The following is a 17,307-nucleotide window of genomic DNA, read 5'->3' on the forward strand; positions in this document are numbered from 1 at the left end:
CACCGGCGTGGCCTCGCCGCCACGCGGCGCGGGAGCGGACACCAGCTCAGCCGCCGACCTCCAGGATGACCTTGCCCACGTGGCCGAGGCCCTCCACCAGCCGATGGGCCTCGACGACGTCCGCGATGGGCAGGACACGGTCGATCACCGGCTGGATGCGCCCCTGCGCAACGGCCGGCCAGAACGTCTCACGGACGCCCGCCACGATCCGTGCCTTCTGCTCCGCCGGGCGGGCCCGCAGGGAAAGCGCGTGCACGCTCGCCCGCTTGGGCAGCAGCGCCGACAGGTTCAGGGTGCCCTTGGTTCCGCCCTGCAGCCCGATCACGACGAGGCGGCCGTCCGCGGCGAGCAGCGAGACATTGCGCTCCAGGTAGGACGCTCCCATGTTGTCCAGGATGACGTCCGCTCCGTGCCCGTCAGTGGCCTTCCGGACACGGTCGACGAAGTCCTCGTCGCGATAGGAGACCGTGATGTCGGCGCCCAGCTCCCGGCAGCGCGCCAGCTTCTCCGGGCTGCCCGCGGTCGTCGCGATCACAGCGGCGGGTCGCAGCGCCCGCACGGCCTGGATCGCGAACGTCCCGATGCCGGATGCGCCGCCGTGGACCAGGAAGACCTCGCCGTCCGCCAGGGCGGCCCGTTCGAAGACCGTGGAGTACACGGTGCAGGCCACCTCCGGAAGGCCGGCGGCATGCAGAAGGCTCACTCCTCCGGGCACGGGGAGCAGCTGCCCGGCCGGCACGGTGACCTGGCTCGCGTACCCGCCGCCGGCAAGCAGGGCGCACACCTCGTCGCCCGGGGCGTACTCCGTGACCCCGCTGCCCACCGCACGGACCCGACCCGAGCACTCCAGGCCGATGGTGTCGCTGACGCCCGGCGGTGGCGGGTAGAAGCCCTGGCGCTGCAGCAGGTCGGCCCGGTTCACCGCGGTGGCCACGACGTCGAGTGTGACCTCGCCGGGACCGGGCGCCGGCAGGTCCGGCACCTCCGCCCAGCTCATGACGTCAGGGCCACCGGGCGCGCTCACCGTCACCGCATGCACGAGTGCCACTGTACGGCGAGCCCGGCCCCGCACTCGGCCGGGCGCGTGCACCCGGCCACGCTCCGTCAGGCGGGTTGGAACCCGTCAGACGGGTTCGGGCTCCGGCTCGGGGCGTTCGGGTGCCGGCGGCGTGAACGGCGACGGCTCGTGCGGCGCCGGGGGCAGATCAGGGCTGTCGGGAAGCAGCGGGCCGGGATCGTCGGGGATCGGCGCGTCCGGGTCGAGGGGAGGCGGGTCGGAGCGGCGCGGGGACGCACCCGCCGCGGACGCACCGGCCGCGGACGCACCGACCGCGGACGGGGCTGCCTCGCACGGTGCCCCTGGGGCAGGTGCCGGAGCGGCGGGCTCCGGAGCGGCAGGGGCCGCGTCGGCCAGCGCCGCGAAGGCCGCCGGCCTCGTGGCCGGCCACGTCTGCCCCGACGCCGGTCCCCGCGTCGGGTCAGGCGACGTTGCTTCAGTCAGTGGGGGCATAGGGCTCGCCTACCCCGGATCACGGGGCGGGGAACATCGCCGCGGTTGCCCGGCGGCCGGTCCGCCGCTTCCGCGCCAGGCCGCACGTGCGACGCCGTCCGCCCCCCCTGCGCCCCACCGCGCCTGCGCCCCACCGCGCCGCGGCCCCGCCGCGCGACTGACCCCGATGACGCCGATGACGCCGATGACGCCGATGACGCCGAGCCCATGGGCGCCCGGCCCGGCCGCGCTTGGGTCCGATTGTCCGGGGAACCAGACAGCGACTTCAACTCGATGCGATTTAGTCCCGTTGTACCCCTTTCGCGATACTTCTGACACGGAGTACCGTCCAGTGTGCGGTGATGCAACGCCCGTTGACCCGGCCCTGGCCGTGTCCGTCGGGGAGCGCGTTTCCGCCGCCGGACCACCGTGACACACGAGATCACCGAAACCAGCCGGGGGAGTGTGCCGGGTGAGCGTGGACAGCGGCACCAAGATTGATGCCCATCCCGCCCGACTGGGAACAGGCAGTCCTTACTCCTCGTTTCTGGATCCGGACTCCTCGTTTCTGGATCCGGCGTTGGAGGACCAACTGGCGCAGGGCCGGCCCATGGCAGAAGACCGAGGAGCCGCCGAGTTCCAGGACTTCTTCGCCAGCCACCATCGGGAACTTGCCCGGTTCGCCTACCTGCTGACCGGCGACCACGATGTCGCTGACGACCTGACCGCCGATGCTCTGACGGCCGCGTGGTCCCGCTGGGACAGGGTCAGCGCGGCGGACAGCCCCATCGCCTACGTACGGCGCATCGTCGCGAATCTCGCTACCAGCAGGCTGCGTCGGGTGATCCGCGAGCGGCGCGGCATGACCATGCTCGGCATGCTCGCCGACAGCTCCGGGCACGCGACCGACGGCGGCGACCTGACCGCCGCCGTCGACCTGCGGGCCGCGTTGATGGCGCTGCCCGTGCGGAAGCGGGCCTGCGTGGTCCTGCGCTATGCCTTCGACCTGTCCGAGGCGGAGACCGCCCGGGTCCTGGGCATCTCCACCGGCACCGTCAAGAGTCAGACGTCCAAGGCGGTGGTCGAGCTCGAGCGCCTGCTCGGCACCTGTCCGGACCTGCTTCCGCCCGACCTGCCGGCGGGGCCGGCCCGCCGGCGGGAACAGGCCGCGCCGCCAGCCCACAAACCGGGCGCACGCCGCGCCGTCGCTCCACGCTCACGACGGCGTCCCGCCGGAGCGGGCGACCCCGCGGCCGCCACCCGGTCCGCGCTGCACCGGCTTCGGGACGGCGAGGCACACGGCCGGCTCCGTGGCAGTGAGAGCTGAGGGCACTCGGGCAGCTGTCTGCCCGCGACCGCGCCGCTCCCGGCCAGGTCGCCGGCATCGGCGCCGGGAGGTCGGCGCATGAGTGGGCGGGCACGGCCACGTGGGGACGCCCGAAGCTTCCAGAAGTCGCATAATGGGCCTGCCATGATCCGGAGCCGTTGGAGCAGACGCTCACCAGGCCGCGGGGCGGTGGGAGACGATCACCGCACAGCACCGCCGCCATCCGCCGATGATTTCACCGGCCCGCTGCGGGCACTGCTGGCCGAGGAACAGGCGAATCACACTCCGGACACGGAACGGATCCGCGCCCGCCTGCTGGCCGCCGGCGTTCCCGCCACGCCGGTCGGCGGCCTCGCGTCCCGTTCCGCCCCCGCCACGAGCCGGTCAGGGATCACGGTCCCTGTCGGCACAGCCCCGGATGACGCCACCCGGGGCCTTCGCGCCCTACGGAGACGGCGCTCCACCGGCCGCCGCCCGCAGCGCGCGCGTATGCCACTGCTCGTCGGTGCCAGCACCGCCGTCCTGGCTGCGCTGTTCCTGCTCAACGGCATGCTCAGCGGCGGCGGCACCGACCTCGGCACCGTGACGGCGGCCTCGCAGCCGGCAACCGCGCGGAGCCCGGAGCCGCCGGACATCTCCCTCCGCCCGGACGGCCCGGCGCCAGCGCCGGCGCCGGGCCAGGCCGACGGCTCGTCGTCCCCGTCACAGAGCCCGCCCGGCCCGACAGCGGGCACAGGCACCGCCGACAGTCCGCCGCCCCCCGGGACCCGCGCCGACCCCGGGCCGTCCGGAGCACCCGGCAGCAGCGGGCCGAACTCCCAGGGCGGACCGCCCGCCGCCTCGGGCCCGGATGCCGGAGCGGAACGCGGTGACGGGTCAGGTTCGGGCAGGGGCGAACCCGGCGGCCACGACTGGGCACGCGACCATGACGGGCGTGGGTCCGGCAACGAGCCCGAGAACGGCCCCCGCGACAGGCGATACGGCGACCGCGATGGCCAGGGTCCCGCCGCCGTCAGCCCGGACCGCGGCGACGGGCGGCACGAAACCGGGCCCAGCAGTGCCTCGGCCCGGCCGTTCGGGCGCGCCGACCAGATCAACCTGCCAACCGCCGGCTGTCTCGACTGGGTCCTGTTCGACGAGGGCGGGGTGCAGACCCGCGCGGCGGCACCCCGGGCACGGATCGGGACATCCCGTATTTCGGCCGGCGCCGGAGCCGGCGGCTTCTCGAACCCCTTCTCCTGGACCGGCGGTCAACCCGTCGCGTCGGGCTCCAGGGACAACGACCGCCTCATCACGTCACGTGTCGGCCTGGAGGTGGACCGGACGTCCGAGCCTCGCCGCCTCGACGTCTACCTGGGCTCGTCAGCCGGCAGTGTCACCGTGGTCGTCGGCGAGGGGCGGGACGCCGCGTTCCACCGGGTGGCGCTGAGCGGTCGGCACGGCGCCGCCGATGCCGTGGTGTCCGTGCAGCTCCCCCGCGCGGACGGCCCGACCTCCGTCACGATCGTCGGCAGCGGACCGCTCACCCTCGCCGCAGTCGTCCTTTACTGAGACCTGGCCGCGGCGCCAGTCACGCCACCGCGTCCAGCACCCCGCGCAGCGCCGGCCACCAGCAACGCCGGCCACCAGCAGCGCCGGCCACCGGCGATCACCCCAGAGTCATCTGGAACACCACTCCAGACGACCTTTCGACTCTCGAACAACAATGGCAAAAAAACTTGGGATTGGCGGCAACCTGGACGGGGTGCCGGGCGACTGGACATATGAACGCACCGCCGTACACCGCGCCAGGTTGCGGTGGTCGTTCCGGCCCGCCCGACCCCGCTAACCCCCCCCAGCCGGGCGGGCGGGCCGAACCAGGCACCGCAGCTCCGTCGGGCTCACGTCCGCACCGGGTGGCGAGATCGCGCACCTCACACTTCCACCGGCAACGGTGTCCTTCTGTGTGCCGTCGCGGCCCTCCCACCGGCGGTGGGAGGGCCGCCCTCCCCGTTCACGGGCCCTCCCACCCCTTTCGCCAGCCCCGGAAACGCGCGCGGCCGGCACTTCGACGTCAGAACAGCGCCACTGCGGGAGCAGGGACGTCCGCCACGTCCGGATCGCCGGCCTACCCCCTCGCGCAACCCGCCAGGTACCGTCGGCTCCGTGCGCAGGATTCTGTTCCGCCCGTCGTGGCTCGCCCGCCATGCCCTCGCGCTCGGCCTGGTGCTGCTCTTCATGCGCATGGGCATCTGGCAGTGGACCAAGGGCGAATCCGAACACGGCAGCCTGCAGAACCTCTTCTACGGGGTCGAGTGGCCGATCTTCGCGGCGTTCGTCGTCTACTGGTGGTGGCGGATGGTCTCCGAGGATCTCCGCCCACGCGATCCCGACGACACCGGGCCCCAGTGGGGCCAGGGTGGGCGCATCGCGCCGGAGGCCCCCGTCATGATCAGCACTCCGGACGACACACCGGAGACCGACGAGGACCGCGAGCTCGCGGCCTACAACCGGTATCTCGCCTCGCTCTACGAGCGCGACGCCGCGGCCTCTGGCAACGACCCCGGGAACGACAGCCGGAACGACACCAAGGGGGCCCACCGGTGACGGCATCCTCCAGCGCCGCCGCGAGTTCCAGGTCGGCACCCGCAGCCGTCCGCGCCTCTCTGCTGCGCTATCGGATCATCGCCTACGTGGTCGGTGTCGTGCTGATCGCGCTGGTGGTCGTGGGGATGCCACTCAAGTACCTGGCGGACGAGCCGTCCGTGGTGTCGGCGATCGGCCCGTTCCACGGCCTGCTCTACATGATCTACCTGGCGGCGACGTTCGACCTGGCGACCCGCTGCGGCTTCCCGCCCAGGCGCACCATTCTGGTCATGCTCGCCGGCACGATCCCCTTTCTGTCCTTCGTCGCGGAGCGGAAGGTGGCGGCGATCGTGCGCGCCGGCCTGGGTACGGCTCCCACCGCCCCTGGTACGGGCCAGGGGCGACTCGCCAGCTAGGTCCCCCGTCGGGGCCGCCGTGTGGTGATGGAGCACCTGAGCACCGGGGACCGACCCGGTGCCCGCCTCCCCGCCTCCCCGGCCTCGCGCCCGAATCAGCTCCGCGGGCCGCTGAACTCCGCGGCGGGCGGGCGGCGCAGCCTGGTGGCAACTGTGACGGGCAGCGTCTCGCCGGCCGCGAGCCGGCGTGGGCGGCCGGTTCCCAGGGGGCCCGCCGCGAGCACCTGGGCCTGCTCCACGCCGAAGGCGAAGTATCTGCCGTCGGACCAGATCACCAGGTCGTCGGCGCGTCGTCCGCCTCGGCTGACGATCAGCCGCCGCCGGGCCGGTTCCCAGACGATCGCCAGCAGGTGCTCGCCCAGCGTGCCGAGCGCACGGTGCCCGGCGGCCCGGTAGGCCCGCAGGAGCGCGGCTGCGGCCCGCGCGTTGCGGTCTCCTGCCCCGTTCTCCGTGCGCCAGGCGTCCTCGATGGCGCCGAGCTGGCCCGGGTCCGTGTCCGTGTCCGTGTCCCGGACGTGGCCGGCGTCGTCTGCCATGTCGTGCGGGTGGCCAGGACGGATGTCGTTGCCCAGGCGGATGTCATTGCCCTGGCGGCTTGACGGCACCGGGCGCCGTGGCTGCACGGGGCGCAGCACCGTCACCGATCCCGCTCCCGCTCGCCCCGCCTCGGACCGGCGCGCGGACCCGACCGCCTCGATCGGGCCGGTGACACGGACGACTCCAGCCGGCTGGCCCGCCCCGCGTGGCCGGTCCGGTCGGTCGAGCCGGCCCACGTGGAGCGAAGGACCTGTGCGGGTGCCTGCGTGGCCGTCGCGGGCCCGCCTGACGGGGACCACCCGCCCACCTGGGCCATGGTCGGCGATCACGATCACCAGCCCAGACGGCTCGACCAGAACGGGGGGCATCGGCTCGGTCGCGTCGTTGGCAGCTGCCACGACACCGAACGACCCGTCAAGGTGCACCTGGCGCGCCGCGGGCAGCCCGATCGAGGACGCCGCGAGCATCCCGGTCAGCTCGGAGCGGCGGACATCCGCCCCGTCCAGCCGCAGCAGCCCGCACACGGTCATGCCGCCTCCCGCCCCGAGCCCGCTGTCCACGGAACGCACGAGCGCGTTCCCGCGCCGGACCGTAGCAGCTTGCGCACCCGATCACCGAGTGGTTGCGCTCATTGAGCGCAACGACCTCCGGGCACGGATCAGCGGCGGCCGCTCGCGGGCGGCCGGGAGCCCTCGCTCAGGCGACGTTCCACTCTTCACGCGCGGCTCCGGCTGGCGGCTCGGCCTGCACCTCCGCACCGTCCTGGGTATGCCGGCGTTGGTCGGGAATCCGCTTCGCCTTCCTGGGCGCGATCTCGGGAGCGGCCGGGCACTCGGCCAGATGGTCGTCGAAGCCCACCGCAGTCGGCCAGATCTGGTGGCAGGCGCGGCAGTGAGCAGCGTCCAGCTCGGACCAGCGACCGTCGCAGCCGCCGCAGCTCACCACGACCGGAAGGTCCCGGAACCGCGCAGGCTGACGCGAGGATTCGACAGGCAGCGGAAGAGCTGGCTGCATGGACGGACCCGACCGGGCCGGCAGCGTCACCGAAACGGCACGTGGGGCGGTATTCGGCGCGAGCGGGGTCGGGATCGCGCGCCGACCGGCAGAGCGGCGGGGAGGCACCCGGCCATCCTGTCGTACACCGGCACAAGCGTCACGCAACCGGGCGTCGACTCTTCAGAGTTCTTCCTGGTTCCGCCCTTCCATAGCCCTTCCAGGTGGTCCGGCGACCCGCCTACCTGGTCTCTCCCAGGCAGAAAGCCCTGCGCGGGGCCACATACCGGCCTGCGCGCGATGGCCACCTCCCGGCAGGCTTCCGGCCTGATCGGGCGAACCCTGCCGGCCACGGGACCAGCCCCGGCCGTGCGGCGCCCACTACTCCCGCCGGCCACTCCCCCGCCCCACAGCCTGCGCCTCCTGTGGTTCGGGCGTCCGAACGCGCGCCCACCACGCTCACCGGCAGGACGGCGGCGACGACGACCCACAGCCTCAGGGCCCCAAGGTCGGCCGAATCTATTCGGGCAGTACCACCTGCCAACCCACGAACATCCGACATCCGACACGAAACATGAAACGCTGGATTCAGGAAGGCGCAGTGTCCGTCATTTCAGATTTCCGGCCCGAGAACTACTGAAAACCCAAGAATATGACTGAGGGAAAATGCGTTCCTGGCCCGCATCGAAACAAAGAACAAAGATGGTGGCCTGGCCTCCAGGATGAGACAGAGCCACAGCTGCCCTGAGGACAGATGCCGGCGACCACCTGCCGGACCAGGGCCGGCGCCGCAGCCGGCTGGACCCCACCCCCTGGCCGCCCGGGCGGCCAGGGCGGCCAGGGCCGGTCGCGACGGATCCGCGAGCCCTGGCGGCACGCGCCGGGTCCACTCGGACAGCCAGGACTTGAACCGGAGCGTGCGCGATCCCTCGCAATCCGCAGCGGTAAAGTCGGCGAAGCACCTTAATCCAGACAGACCGTCTGATCCCTGCGCGGGTAGCGCTCCCCGGGCCCCTCAGGGCCTGCAGATCCGCAGGCCCTGACCTGCAGACCCTGACCCAGGGGGGCGCAGACGCCGAGCCGGGCTCGGGCGACAGGGTGCCAGAAGTCCCCGACGACGACCGAGAGGCCGGGACGTGACCGACATGGAGCCGAGGACCCGCTGGGACAGGCTGGTTGACCGAGTGGGTTCGACTGACCTGCGGACGGATGTCCCGCACTCCGCCCGGATGTACGACTTCTTCCTTGGCGGCAAGGACAACTTCCCACCGGACCGGGAAGCCGCCGAGCAGGCGCTCAAGGCCTTTCCAGCCCTGCGGGTCGCTGCCCAGCAGAACCGGGCGTTCGTCCACCGCGCCACCCGGTTCCTCGTCGACGAGGTGGGCCTGCGCCAGTTCCTGGACATCGGCACCGGTATCCCCACCTCGCCCAATCTGCACGAGGTGGCCCAGAGCATCGCCGCCGACGCACGCGTGGTCTACGCGGACAACGACCCGATCGTTCTCGCCCATGCCCGCGCGCTGCTCACCAGCAGCCCCCAGGGTCGCACCGCCTACCTGGACGCCGACCTGCGCGACCCTGAGCGGATCCTCGGTTCGGCCGAGGTACGGGACACTCTGGACCTGGGCCGCCCGATCGCGCTGTCGCTGATCGCGATCCTGCATTTCTTCCCCGACCCGGCGGAGGTCGCCGATCTCCTGCGCCGATACCTCGCCGCGATGCCCTCCGGCAGCTATCTCGCCCTCACCCACGCCACGGCGGACGCCGCCCCGCAGGAGGCCGGGCGGCTCGTCGAGATCTACCGGCAGCGGGGCATCCCGCTCACGACGCGGACCCGGGCCGAGGTCGAAGGTTTCTTCGACGGGCTGGAACTCGTCGAGCCGGGGGTACAGATCGTCCATCGCTGGCGTGCGGACGTCGCCCCGGACGGGCCCACAGACGCCCAGGTCAGCTGGTACGGGGGAATCGCCCGAATTCCGTGACCACCCCGAGCGGCCAGGTCCCCCACCCGTGGGAACGGCGGACGGCCGGATGCGGTCTGACCTGACCTGGCCTGGCCTGGCCTGGCCCCAGGCCAGGCCAGGTCAGCAGCCGCGTCCGGCCGGTCACACCCCCGGACTGGGGCGCCTGGACGCCCCGCCCGCTGGGCCCGAGATCAGAAACTGCCGCCGCTGGGCCGCCGGTCGTCCGTGCCGCTCGGCCACGCGTCGGCCGCCGCGCCCGTGGCTGACGACGGCGAGCCCAGCCCGGCGGGGCCAGCGGTATCCGGCCGCGGCACGTCACCGCGCCACGATCCGGTCTCCTGGCCGCGGTGCTCGATGAAGGACTTGAACCGCTTCAGGTCCCCCTTCACCCGGCGCTCGTCCGCGCCCACGGCGGAACCCGCCTTCTCGGCGAGACCCGCCGGCTCCCACTCCATCTGGACCGTCACCCGGGTCTGGTCATCCGCCAGGCGGTGGAATGTGACCACACCCGCGTGCTGGGTGCCCTCGGTGCTCTTCCAGGCGACCCGCTCGTCCGGGTGCTGCTCGGTGATGGTCGCGTCGAACTCCCGCTCGGCGCCGGCCACCCGGATCTTCCAGTGCGTGTGCGTGTCGTCGAACTGCTGGACCGACTCCACACCCTCCATGAAGTTCGGGAAGGACTCGAACTGCGTCCACTGGTTGTAGGCGGCCCGGATCGGAACAGCTACGTCGATCGACTCCTGCACCGTGCTCGTCATGGTGTCTCCCATCGGTTCCGGGGTCGGACCTGACCCGTCATCCCCGATGGCCCGGCACTAAACACACCCCACCACAACGGGCTTCGGGGATCCGCCACCATCGCCGAAGCGGATTGTGCCGAGGCGAAGCGCCGCCCACCCGGCCGGCCACGGAACCGCCGACACCATTTCGATCATGGAAATTTCGACGTCTGGCAGCCGCCGCGGATGATCGCCAGCATCGGAGTCCTCGGCAGCCAGGCGCTCGCCCGCCAGGACCCACCTCATCCGTGCCGACGGTTCCAACGTTCCCTGTGGACCCCGCGGGACGGCCCCGAAAGCACGAAGCCCTGAACCCGGGATCGCAGGTTCAGGGCTATGTTGACGTCCTGGGACATCACAGAGCGGAGGGCGTGGGATTCGAACCCACGAAGAGGATCACTCCCCTTAGCGGTTTTCAAGACCGCCGCCATCGGCCACTAGGCGAGCCCTCCTGACCTGCGGAAACATCGTCAGGCTACGTCCGGTTCGCCGGAGTCTGCCCGCCATGTGCCCGCCGGGTGCAGATCTTGGATCTCGACATCCAGGATCTCGACATCCAGGATCTCACAGCCCGCTTCGGTGCCGCCCGTGACGTCACCCTTCGGCGCCGGGGCGACCGTCGGAGGGTGGCCCGTCAGTGCGTCCGTGATCCGATCGTTGACGAACTGGTCCTGCCCGTCCACGCAGTTTGCGTACACCCGCAACAGGACATCCACACTGTGCCCGGCCCGACGGGCGACCTCCGTTGCCGGAACACCGGCGTTCAGCCACAGCGACACGGCCGCGTGCCGCAGATCGTACGGCCGCCGCGCGAGCGGGGATGCCGCCTCTGAGCCGGTGTCAGTGCCGCCGCCCGCGTCCGCCGCCACAGTGCCGTGTAGTGGCTGTCCTGCGGAGGGCCGGCCCCGCAGGGTGCGGAACAGCCGGCCGCCCTCCCCCGTCCCGTAGGTGTCGAGGTGCCGCCGCAGCAGCGCGACGAGTTCGGGCGGGATCGGAACCGGCCGGGTCTCGTGCTGGCCACGCCGCTTCAGTCCGCGCCGGTCCCGCGGCCGGCCGTCATCCGTCCAGTCACCGCCTGCCCGCGGTTCGGAGCCCACCAGGCCGAGCCGCCCCCAGCCCTGTTCGGGAAGGGTCAGGTTGTCCACCGTGATCGCGAGGGCTTCGGACGGGCGGGTGCCCGCGTAGTAGAGGCAGCCGAAGAAAGCCGTGAGCCGGTCACCGGTCCGGGCCCGCTTCGAGACCGCGTCGAGCAGCACGCGCACCTGCTCCGGGTTCGCGACCACCCGCCGGTCCACCGTCTTCGCCACCTCTGCCGCCTTCCATTGCACCCGTTCCACCGGGTTCGAGTCGAGAAGCTGCTGTTCGACCGCGTGGCCCAGGGCGTGATGCAACACAGCCCGCTTGCGACGGAAGGTCGTGGCCGCCGCCGGGGTGCCGTCCTGCTTGCGCCCACACGCACCGAGGGCCGCCCGGATGACGGCCGGGTCGCTCATCGCCGCCACCGTGACCGACGCCGACGAGATCCAGGCGAGCGCCGAGGCGATCTCATCGGGTGGCGCGGTGTCCTGTTTCGAGTGGTTGAACGCCCACCCGTACAGCGCCTGCCGAAGCACCTTCGGATCGGGCGCGCCGCGGTTCGAGGTCACGAGCACAGCCGTCACGGTCGCCAGCGCATCCGCCATCGACCGCCTGGACTTCGGCGCGGCGGAGGCCCACACGTGCCCGACGTAGCCCCGGGCGAAGTCGACCCAGCGGGGCGAGTTCTGCGCCCGGACCTCCGAAACCGGCCGCCCGGTGGCGATGTCGAACGCCTCACCGGCCCGAGCCGCCTTGACCAGCTTGTTTCGGAAGCCGTCCGCGAGTGCCTTTGTGCGGAAATACTCGTCACGCTCACGGTCGGCAACCGCCCAGCGGAACCGCCAGGGCCGGCTACGCCCGTCGTTGCGCTTCTTGATGTCCCAGAACCTGACGTCGAAGCTCGTTTCGCCGCTCACGCCGCGTCCTTCGCCAGGTTGCGGAGCCAGCCATCCAGCCACGAGCGCCGGATCCGGACGTCCCCGTTCGGGAGCTTCACCGAACGAGGGCCGATCCCCAGCTGACGCCAGCGGTAGAACGTCGACCGCGGTACACGGACCTCCGCGATCACGTCCGCCGCGGTGAGCCATTCGTCGTGGGCCGATTCCTTCCCAGCCCTGTTGATCATGTGTGCCTTTTCAGAGATCACGGGCGTGCCGGAACACGCCGATGGACGGATGGAGACGTGTGGTGGGTCGCGACCGGAGCGGACGGCCTGCATCGTCGGTAGCCGTCCGCTCCGGTCCGCCACCCGTCGGAGAAGCCGAGGCGGGAGGTCGGCTCGCCGGGCGCGGCGGAGGAGGCTGGCGACGGTGGTCACCGTCGGGGCATCCCAGCGCGCGAGCCAGTGGATGATCGTGTGGTCGTGCTCGCCGAGGTCGACCCCGGTCAGGGAGTCGTAGACCGCGTCAGCGCAGTGCTGGGACGGCAGGCCCCACGGCGGCCGGTCGATCGGGCCGGTCGAAATCCACCGGTCGGTGTGGCTGGACCGAGTGGGCTGAAGGTCGCCGAGCGGCGGCCGGGTGGCGCCGGGGGCCGTTCCCGGCACGGGCCGGAAGACGAGCGTGACGTTCACGTCGCCGAAGTGGTCGGTGAAGATCGCGCTTGCCGGAAGGGCGCGCAGGGCCCCGACGAGGTCGCGGACGTCCGCGCCGGGCCGCAGGACGATCGCGTGGTCGCCGTGGGCGGTCCGCCGGATGCTGGCGAAAGGTTCGTCATCCTGGGGGTTGCGCCACGGGTTGCCGGAAGGCGGGAAGATGGTCACGGGTCTCGCTTGCTGCGTCAGGGATCGGTTCGCGGAGCGGCCACCGGCGCCGGAATCGCCAGCGAGGCCCAAAGCTTGGCGGTCGCCAAGGCCTTTCGAGGATCTCCCGCGGGTTTGCGACTGTCAATTACTCTCCGGACATGACTCACCACCTGATGGGGACGGCGGAGATCGCCGAGCGGTTGGGTGTCAGCCGGCAGCGGGTACACCAGATCGAGACGGGCGACCCGACGTTCCCGAAGCCGGTTGCCGAGCTGTCCGCCGGCAAGGTGTGGGAGACGGCCGACATCGAACGGTGGATCGCCGCGCGACGCGCACCGAGGCCGTCAGGCAGCACATGACGCCGTCACGCCGCCCGAACCTCCCGGTGGGTTGCCGGAGGTCGGGCCGCGGGCCGCGTCGAGCTGTGCCCGCCAGGCACGGCGTTGCGCGACGGCTTGCAACAGCAGGTGTTCGCGTCGAGGTGCGGCCGGGTCGCCGGGCCGCAACAGGGTGCAGACCGTCCTGGCCGGATCGGCACCAGGGCCGGGACCGCCCGCCGGGCCGGTGCCCGAGCCGGAGTCGGTGTGGCCGAGGGCTTCGAGTTGTTCGCGGACCCAGGCGATCCGGTCGGCCCGATGATCGGCCAGTGTCTTGCCGGACCAGCGACGGGAGACCAGCACCCGCCGTCCGCCGAACCCGAGGGTCTCCCGTCGGTGCGCCTTCCCGCGGCACCGGCCCGGGACGAGTCCGGGTTTCGGATTGCGCGGCTGGACGCCGTAACGCAGCCAGTTCGAGCAGCCAGGCGAGCGCGGTTCGTGACGCAGCGCGTTCGCGAGCCGTTCGACGTGCCGACGGTGCGCGTCAGTATCGAACAGGACCTGGTGCAGGTCGGCGGACCACGCGACGAGAATCCGCAGCCCGCCGGAGGCTTTCAGGGCGATCGAGTCGTGCTCGCGGCCCCGGACCGGACGTCGGAGACCCACAGCCGCCAGCCGTCGTCAGGGGCAGGCAGTATCTGGATGTTGCCGCCACGATTGGCGATCTTGCCGGACCACCACCCCCCGTCATTGCGGATCCAAGGACACTCACACCCTGCAACAGTCACCGGGCGTCAACATTTTCCGGGCGGCCAGGGAAAGGCTGTGGCCAGGGATTTTACACTCAGCTTTGATCATTTCGCTTTCACGGAACGTTAAAATTTTGACAAGATTTCAGGAATAACCTAGCATCCGACTTCATGCGAGCCCAGATAAGGTCCGCCTGCGTAGCCCTCGTAGCAGCGGCCATTCCAGGTTTTCTGTCCATAACCCCGGCGGGAGCGCAGACGCAGGCAATTCCGGATGCACCGAAGATCTGCTCCGCTCCGGACCGGAGTGCGCTGGCCGCCTCACCGATTACCGCGGAGGGGCACCGACAGATCGAGGACTGGTTGGCAAACCCGGAGGGGCAGGCAGCCGCCCGGAGTGTCAATGAGGAGGTCCGGAACCTCGGCCGCACCGTGTTAGGTGTGTCTGCAGACCACAACTCGCAGCGGATCATCGTCGTACTTGACTCTGCGGAATCCGATACCCAGCGTGCCGCTGCGACCGATCGCCTCGCCAATTCTTCTTTCTCGTCGAAAATTGACATACGGACCAGTTGTCGCCCAGGTACCGAGCTTTTCAGCGTTCTGACGACACTAGGTTCATCCAAGTCCTGGTCAGACGCGAAGGCCACCTACAGTTTTGGTCTCGAACCGAGCACTTCAACCGTGCGGGTGGTCACTAGCTCAGATGAACATGCACGCGCACTGAAGGAACTGTTCGGTGACCTTGTCGAGGTAGAGATGTCGCCGAGCATCGGCCGCCATTCACGCCTGGCCGACGCAAGCCCTCATTACGGTGCCGCCAGGATCTCGTCCTCCGGGGCCTCCTGCACCAGCAATTTCACCTATACCTCGAACGTCTATGGAACACGGTTCGTCGCGACCGCCGGACATTGCTTTAGCTCGGGGGCCGCAGTCACGTCTGGTGGCAATTTCGTCGGAAACGTCGTGTTTCGCAGTTTCCCGAATCCCGACGCCGAGATGATCTATGCTGCGGGGCAGACGTACACGAACAGGGTCTACTCAGATCCCGGCGAACCCACGAGCAGAGTGGTCACCGGAAAGGTCAACCCCGGGGTCAACGAGTACATCTGCTCTGACGGCTCTTATACCCTGGCAAAGTGCGGCGCCCAGATCATCAATACGAACGAGCAGTTGTGCGACTCGGCCGGCTGCACGACGAATCTCACCCAGACCTTCAACTTCGACTCTTTCTGCCAGCACGGAGACTCGGGTGGTCCGTGGTACCAGCGGTCCGGCTCGTCCAATGCCTTGGCCTCAGGAATGCATGTCGGTGGCTGGGCAGCCTACGGCGGGATCTCCTGCGTCCTCCACAAGATCTCGACAATTGAATCAATTCTCCAGGCAACTCTTCTGACAACAGCCTGACCTGTGATCTCGGAGATCACCGAAACCTCGCGCCGAGAATACCAGCCAACAACTCCACGATTCCCGTTCCCCGACATAGGCCACCTTCCAAAGAAACCCTCACTTTAGCGGTGAAACGGAACCGCAACTGCCACCGGCGTGCCTGCGACGGTACGCCGGTGGCGCTGTAGATACAGACCGACCGTCCACTGCGCCGGGCAGATCATCGAAGATGGGTGTAGTTCCGGCTGAGTGAGATCGTTGCGCTAATGATCTCTGGGTGGCGTGCTGCTATTGATCAAGAAAGAAGCTCCTTCTCGCTACGTTCCGTGGTGACGAAACCAGTGGGACGTGACAGCAAGAAGGAGCCTGCGTGTCAGGGTACGAGGAGCCGGCCGTGCCGCCGCCGGCGGGCCCGTTCACCGAGGCCAGAGTGCGGTACTTCGCGCTCGAGGCGCTGCTCGCCGGTGCGGAGGCTCGCTCTGGCAGGCACGACGAGGTCGAGGAACTGATCGACCGGCATGGCCGCGAGGTCCTGCGGGCGCTGTTCCAGGGCCATCTTGACCTGCGGGCACGTGAGGAGGAGCGGGCTGACCCGCCGCCGGTCGGCGCCGACGGTGTGACCCGTACCCGGACCGAGCGCGGCCATGACCGGCGGCTGGTGTCCCAGTTCGGGCAGGTCACGGTCAGCCGCCACGCCTACCGCGCGGCGGGAGTGGGCAACCTGCATCCCGCGGATGCGGCGCTGAACCTGCCGGCGGGGCTGTACTCGCACACGCTCGCGCGCAGGCTCGCCCTGGAGGTGACCCGGGGCTCGTTCGACGACGCGGTCGACGCGGTCGCCCGCGCGACCGGCCAGGTCCTGGGTAAACGGCTCGCCGTCGAGCTCGTCCGCGGCCTGGCCGCCGACGTTGATGCCTTCTACGCCCAGGCGCGGCCCGAGGTCAGCCCCGCCGGTCGGCTGCTGGTCCTCCAGTTCGATGGCAAGGGCATCGTCATGCGTCCCGAAGCGCTGCGCCCGGCGACCGCGAAGGCCGCCGGGGCGGCCACCCACCGGCTGTCCACCCGCCTGTCTCCGGGTGAGAAGGCCAACCGCAAACGGATGGCCGAGATCGCGGTCGTGCACGACATCACCCCGGCGCCGCGCACCGTCGACGACGTCATCGCCCGCCGTCCCCGCTCGAAGGCCGGGGCCGACGAGACGCCGCGGCCACGGGCGGACGGGCCGAAGGCCACCGGGAAGTGGCTGACCGCCTCCGTTGTCGACGACATCGCCACCGTCATCACGGCCGGCTTCGATGAGGCCGAACGGCGCGACCCCCACCACCAGCGGACCTGGGTCGTGCTCGTCGACGGGAACAACACCCAGATCGAGGCGATCCGCACCGAGGCGACACGCCGCAAGGCGGCGGTCACCATCGTGGTCGACTTCGTCCACGTCCTCGAATACATCTGGACCGCGGCCTGGTCGTTCTTCGACAAGGGTGACCCCGACGCGGAGGACTGGGTCCACGCGCAGGCCCGAGGCGTGCTCGCCGGCCGGGCAAAGGCGATCGCCTCCGGCTTCCGTCGCCGCGCGACCCGCAACCACTACAACGCCACCGAACGCAAGGGCGCCGACACCGCAGCCGACTACCTCGACGCCAAGGCCTCCTACCTGCGCTACGACCTCGCGCTCGCGAACGGCTGGCCGATCGCGACCGGCGTCGTCGAGGGCTCCTGCCGACACCTGGTCAAGGACCGTTTCGACATCACCGGAGCGAGATGGGGCCTCGACGGCGCCGAAGCCGTCCTCCTTCTCCGCGCCGTCGTCACCAACGGCGACTTCGACGCCTACTGGGCCTACCACCTCGACCAGGAACAACACCGCAACCATCACAGCAAGTTCGCCGAAACCTACACACCGACATGATCAAGTCACTTGGCGAGAACTACACCCATCGAAGATGACACAGTCAACCCGA

At 70.6% G+C, this 17,307-nt stretch carries 15 protein-coding genes, 1 tRNA gene and 3 pseudogenes; 8 read left to right on the forward strand and 11 right to left on the reverse strand.

Translation table 11 applies throughout. The features are described 5' to 3' along the window. Positions 1–46 precede the first annotated feature (46 nt). Together B207_RS0109070 and B207_RS38115 are read right to left on the reverse strand one after the other, a co-directional pair. Positions 47–1,039: an NAD(P)H-quinone oxidoreductase gene (locus B207_RS0109070; protein ID WP_154675234.1), complete on the reverse strand. Its 993-nt coding sequence runs from the start codon at positions 1,037–1,039 to the stop codon at positions 47–49. A gap of 84 nt (positions 1,040–1,123) precedes the next feature. After that, the gene (locus B207_RS38115; protein WP_084692061.1) at positions 1,124–1,510 is read right to left on the reverse strand and encodes a hypothetical protein; all 387 of its coding nucleotides are present in this window, start codon (positions 1,508–1,510) and stop codon (positions 1,124–1,126) included. 451 nt (positions 1,511–1,961) lie between these two features. Here B207_RS38115 and B207_RS0109075 point away from each other — a divergent pair, with 451 nt between their 5' ends. The 4 genes from B207_RS0109075 to B207_RS33170 all read left to right on the forward strand — a co-directional run bounded on the left by B207_RS0109075 (position 1,962) and on the right by B207_RS33170 (position 5,797). Continuing rightward, on the forward strand, positions 1,962–2,816 hold the full coding sequence (locus tag B207_RS0109075; protein ID WP_230204929.1) for a SigE family RNA polymerase sigma factor: 855 nt from the start codon (positions 1,962–1,964) through the stop codon (positions 2,814–2,816). Positions 2,817–3,005: 189 nt separating this feature from the next. Beyond that, positions 3,006–4,367: an ICP22 family protein gene (locus B207_RS0109080; RefSeq protein WP_026310859.1), complete on the forward strand. Its 1,362-nt coding sequence runs from the start codon at positions 3,006–3,008 to the stop codon at positions 4,365–4,367. A 594-nt stretch (positions 4,368–4,961) separates the two neighbouring features. Then, positions 4,962–5,402 (forward strand): hypothetical protein, encoded by a 441-nt coding sequence (locus B207_RS33165; RefSeq protein WP_018636214.1) that lies wholly within the window; start codon positions 4,962–4,964, stop codon positions 5,400–5,402. Next, positions 5,399–5,797: a DUF3817 domain-containing protein gene (locus B207_RS33170; protein ID WP_018636215.1), complete on the forward strand. Its 399-nt coding sequence runs from the start codon at positions 5,399–5,401 to the stop codon at positions 5,795–5,797. The genes B207_RS33165 and B207_RS33170 overlap by 4 nt, the downstream gene beginning before the upstream one ends. A gap of 95 nt (positions 5,798–5,892) precedes the next feature. Here the strand turns inward: B207_RS33170 and B207_RS0109095 are convergent, their stop codons facing one another. Next, positions 5,893–6,864 (reverse strand): hypothetical protein, encoded by a 972-nt coding sequence (locus tag B207_RS0109095; protein ID WP_018636216.1) that lies wholly within the window; start codon positions 6,862–6,864, stop codon positions 5,893–5,895. A gap of 166 nt (positions 6,865–7,030) precedes the next feature. After that, a complete protein-coding gene (locus B207_RS33175) occupies positions 7,031–7,348 on the reverse strand; it encodes an FDXHR family putative zinc-binding protein (RefSeq protein ID WP_051102472.1) in 318 nt (105 codons plus the stop codon). A 1,124-nt stretch (positions 7,349–8,472) separates the two neighbouring features. Here B207_RS33175 and B207_RS0109105 point away from each other — a divergent pair. Then, entirely contained in the window at positions 8,473–9,309 is an 837-nt protein-coding gene (locus B207_RS0109105) for an SAM-dependent methyltransferase (RefSeq protein WP_051102473.1), read from the forward strand. A 173-nt stretch (positions 9,310–9,482) separates the two neighbouring features. Here B207_RS0109105 and B207_RS33180 read toward each other — a convergent pair whose 3' ends face one another. From B207_RS33180 to B207_RS42780, 5 genes and pseudogenes are all read right to left on the reverse strand, one after another. Further along, a complete protein-coding gene (locus B207_RS33180; protein ID WP_084692068.1) occupies positions 9,483–10,049 on the reverse strand; it encodes an SRPBCC family protein in 567 nt (188 codons plus the stop codon). 384 nt (positions 10,050–10,433) lie between these two features. After that, positions 10,434–10,522 (reverse strand) — tRNA-Ser (locus B207_RS0109115). 18 nt (positions 10,523–10,540) lie between these two features. Continuing rightward, positions 10,541–12,064, reverse strand: a complete 1,524-nt coding sequence (locus B207_RS33185; RefSeq protein ID WP_063820897.1) for a tyrosine-type recombinase/integrase — start codon at positions 12,062–12,064, stop codon at positions 10,541–10,543. After that, the gene (locus tag B207_RS42775; protein ID WP_026310876.1) at positions 12,061–12,273 is read right to left on the reverse strand and encodes a helix-turn-helix transcriptional regulator; all 213 of its coding nucleotides are present in this window, start codon (positions 12,271–12,273) and stop codon (positions 12,061–12,063) included. Before B207_RS42775 ends, B207_RS33185 begins: the two co-directional genes overlap by 4 nt. Positions 12,274–12,711: 438 nt before the next feature. After that, positions 12,712–12,909: pseudogene (locus B207_RS42780) on the reverse strand (hypothetical protein); the annotation flags it as partial. 140 nt (positions 12,910–13,049) lie between these two features. Between B207_RS42780 and B207_RS0109135 the strand changes: the two are divergent. Beyond that, positions 13,050–13,250, forward strand: coding sequence for a helix-turn-helix transcriptional regulator (locus B207_RS0109135; protein WP_026310861.1), 201 nt, complete (start codon positions 13,050–13,052; stop codon positions 13,248–13,250). Here B207_RS0109135 and B207_RS0109140 read toward each other — a convergent pair. Both B207_RS0109140 and B207_RS39630 read right to left on the reverse strand, forming a co-directional pair. Then, positions 13,236–13,757, reverse strand: a pseudogene (locus tag B207_RS0109140) (replication initiator); the annotation flags it as partial. The gene B207_RS0109135 and the pseudogene B207_RS0109140 overlap by 15 nt on opposite strands. After that, a pseudogene (locus B207_RS39630) lies at positions 13,758–13,948 on the reverse strand (IS5/IS1182 family transposase); the annotation flags it as partial. A gap of 180 nt (positions 13,949–14,128) precedes the next feature. On the opposite strand from B207_RS39630, the gene B207_RS39635 reads away from it, so the two are divergent. Then, positions 14,129–15,364, forward strand: coding sequence for a S1 family peptidase (locus tag B207_RS39635; protein WP_154675235.1), 1,236 nt, complete (start codon positions 14,129–14,131; stop codon positions 15,362–15,364). Between the two features lie 376 nt (positions 15,365–15,740). Next, the gene (locus tag B207_RS0109150; protein WP_084692069.1) at positions 15,741–17,255 is read left to right on the forward strand and encodes an ISKra4 family transposase; all 1,515 of its coding nucleotides are present in this window, start codon (positions 15,741–15,743) and stop codon (positions 17,253–17,255) included. Positions 17,256–17,307: the final 52 nt, after the last annotated feature.

It is taken from the genome of Parafrankia elaeagni (assembly GCF_000374165.1).
Taxonomy (GTDB): Bacteria; Actinomycetota; Actinomycetes; order Frankiales; family Frankiaceae; genus Parafrankia; species Parafrankia elaeagni.

Coding starts and splice junctions, on each gene's coding strand:
- B207_RS38115 (WP_084692061.1), bottom strand. CDS start 1,510: ATGCCCCCACTGACTGAAGCAACGTCGCCTGACCCGACGCGGGGACCG.
- B207_RS0109095 (WP_018636216.1), bottom strand. CDS start 6,864: ATGACCGTGTGCGGGCTGCTGCGGCTGGACGGGGCGGATGTCCGCCGC.
- B207_RS33175 (WP_051102472.1), bottom strand. CDS start 7,348: ATGCAGCCAGCTCTTCCGCTGCCTGTCGAATCCTCGCGTCAGCCTGCG.
- B207_RS0109105 (WP_051102473.1), top strand. CDS start 8,473: ATGGAGCCGAGGACCCGCTGGGACAGGCTGGTTGACCGAGTGGGTTCG.
- B207_RS33180 (WP_084692068.1), bottom strand. CDS start 10,049: ATGACGAGCACGGTGCAGGAGTCGATCGACGTAGCTGTTCCGATCCGG.
- B207_RS42775 (WP_026310876.1), bottom strand. CDS start 12,273: ATGATCAACAGGGCTGGGAAGGAATCGGCCCACGACGAATGGCTCACC.
- B207_RS0109135 (WP_026310861.1), top strand. CDS start 13,050: ATGACTCACCACCTGATGGGGACGGCGGAGATCGCCGAGCGGTTGGGT.
- B207_RS39635 (WP_154675235.1), top strand. CDS start 14,129: ATGCGAGCCCAGATAAGGTCCGCCTGCGTAGCCCTCGTAGCAGCGGCC.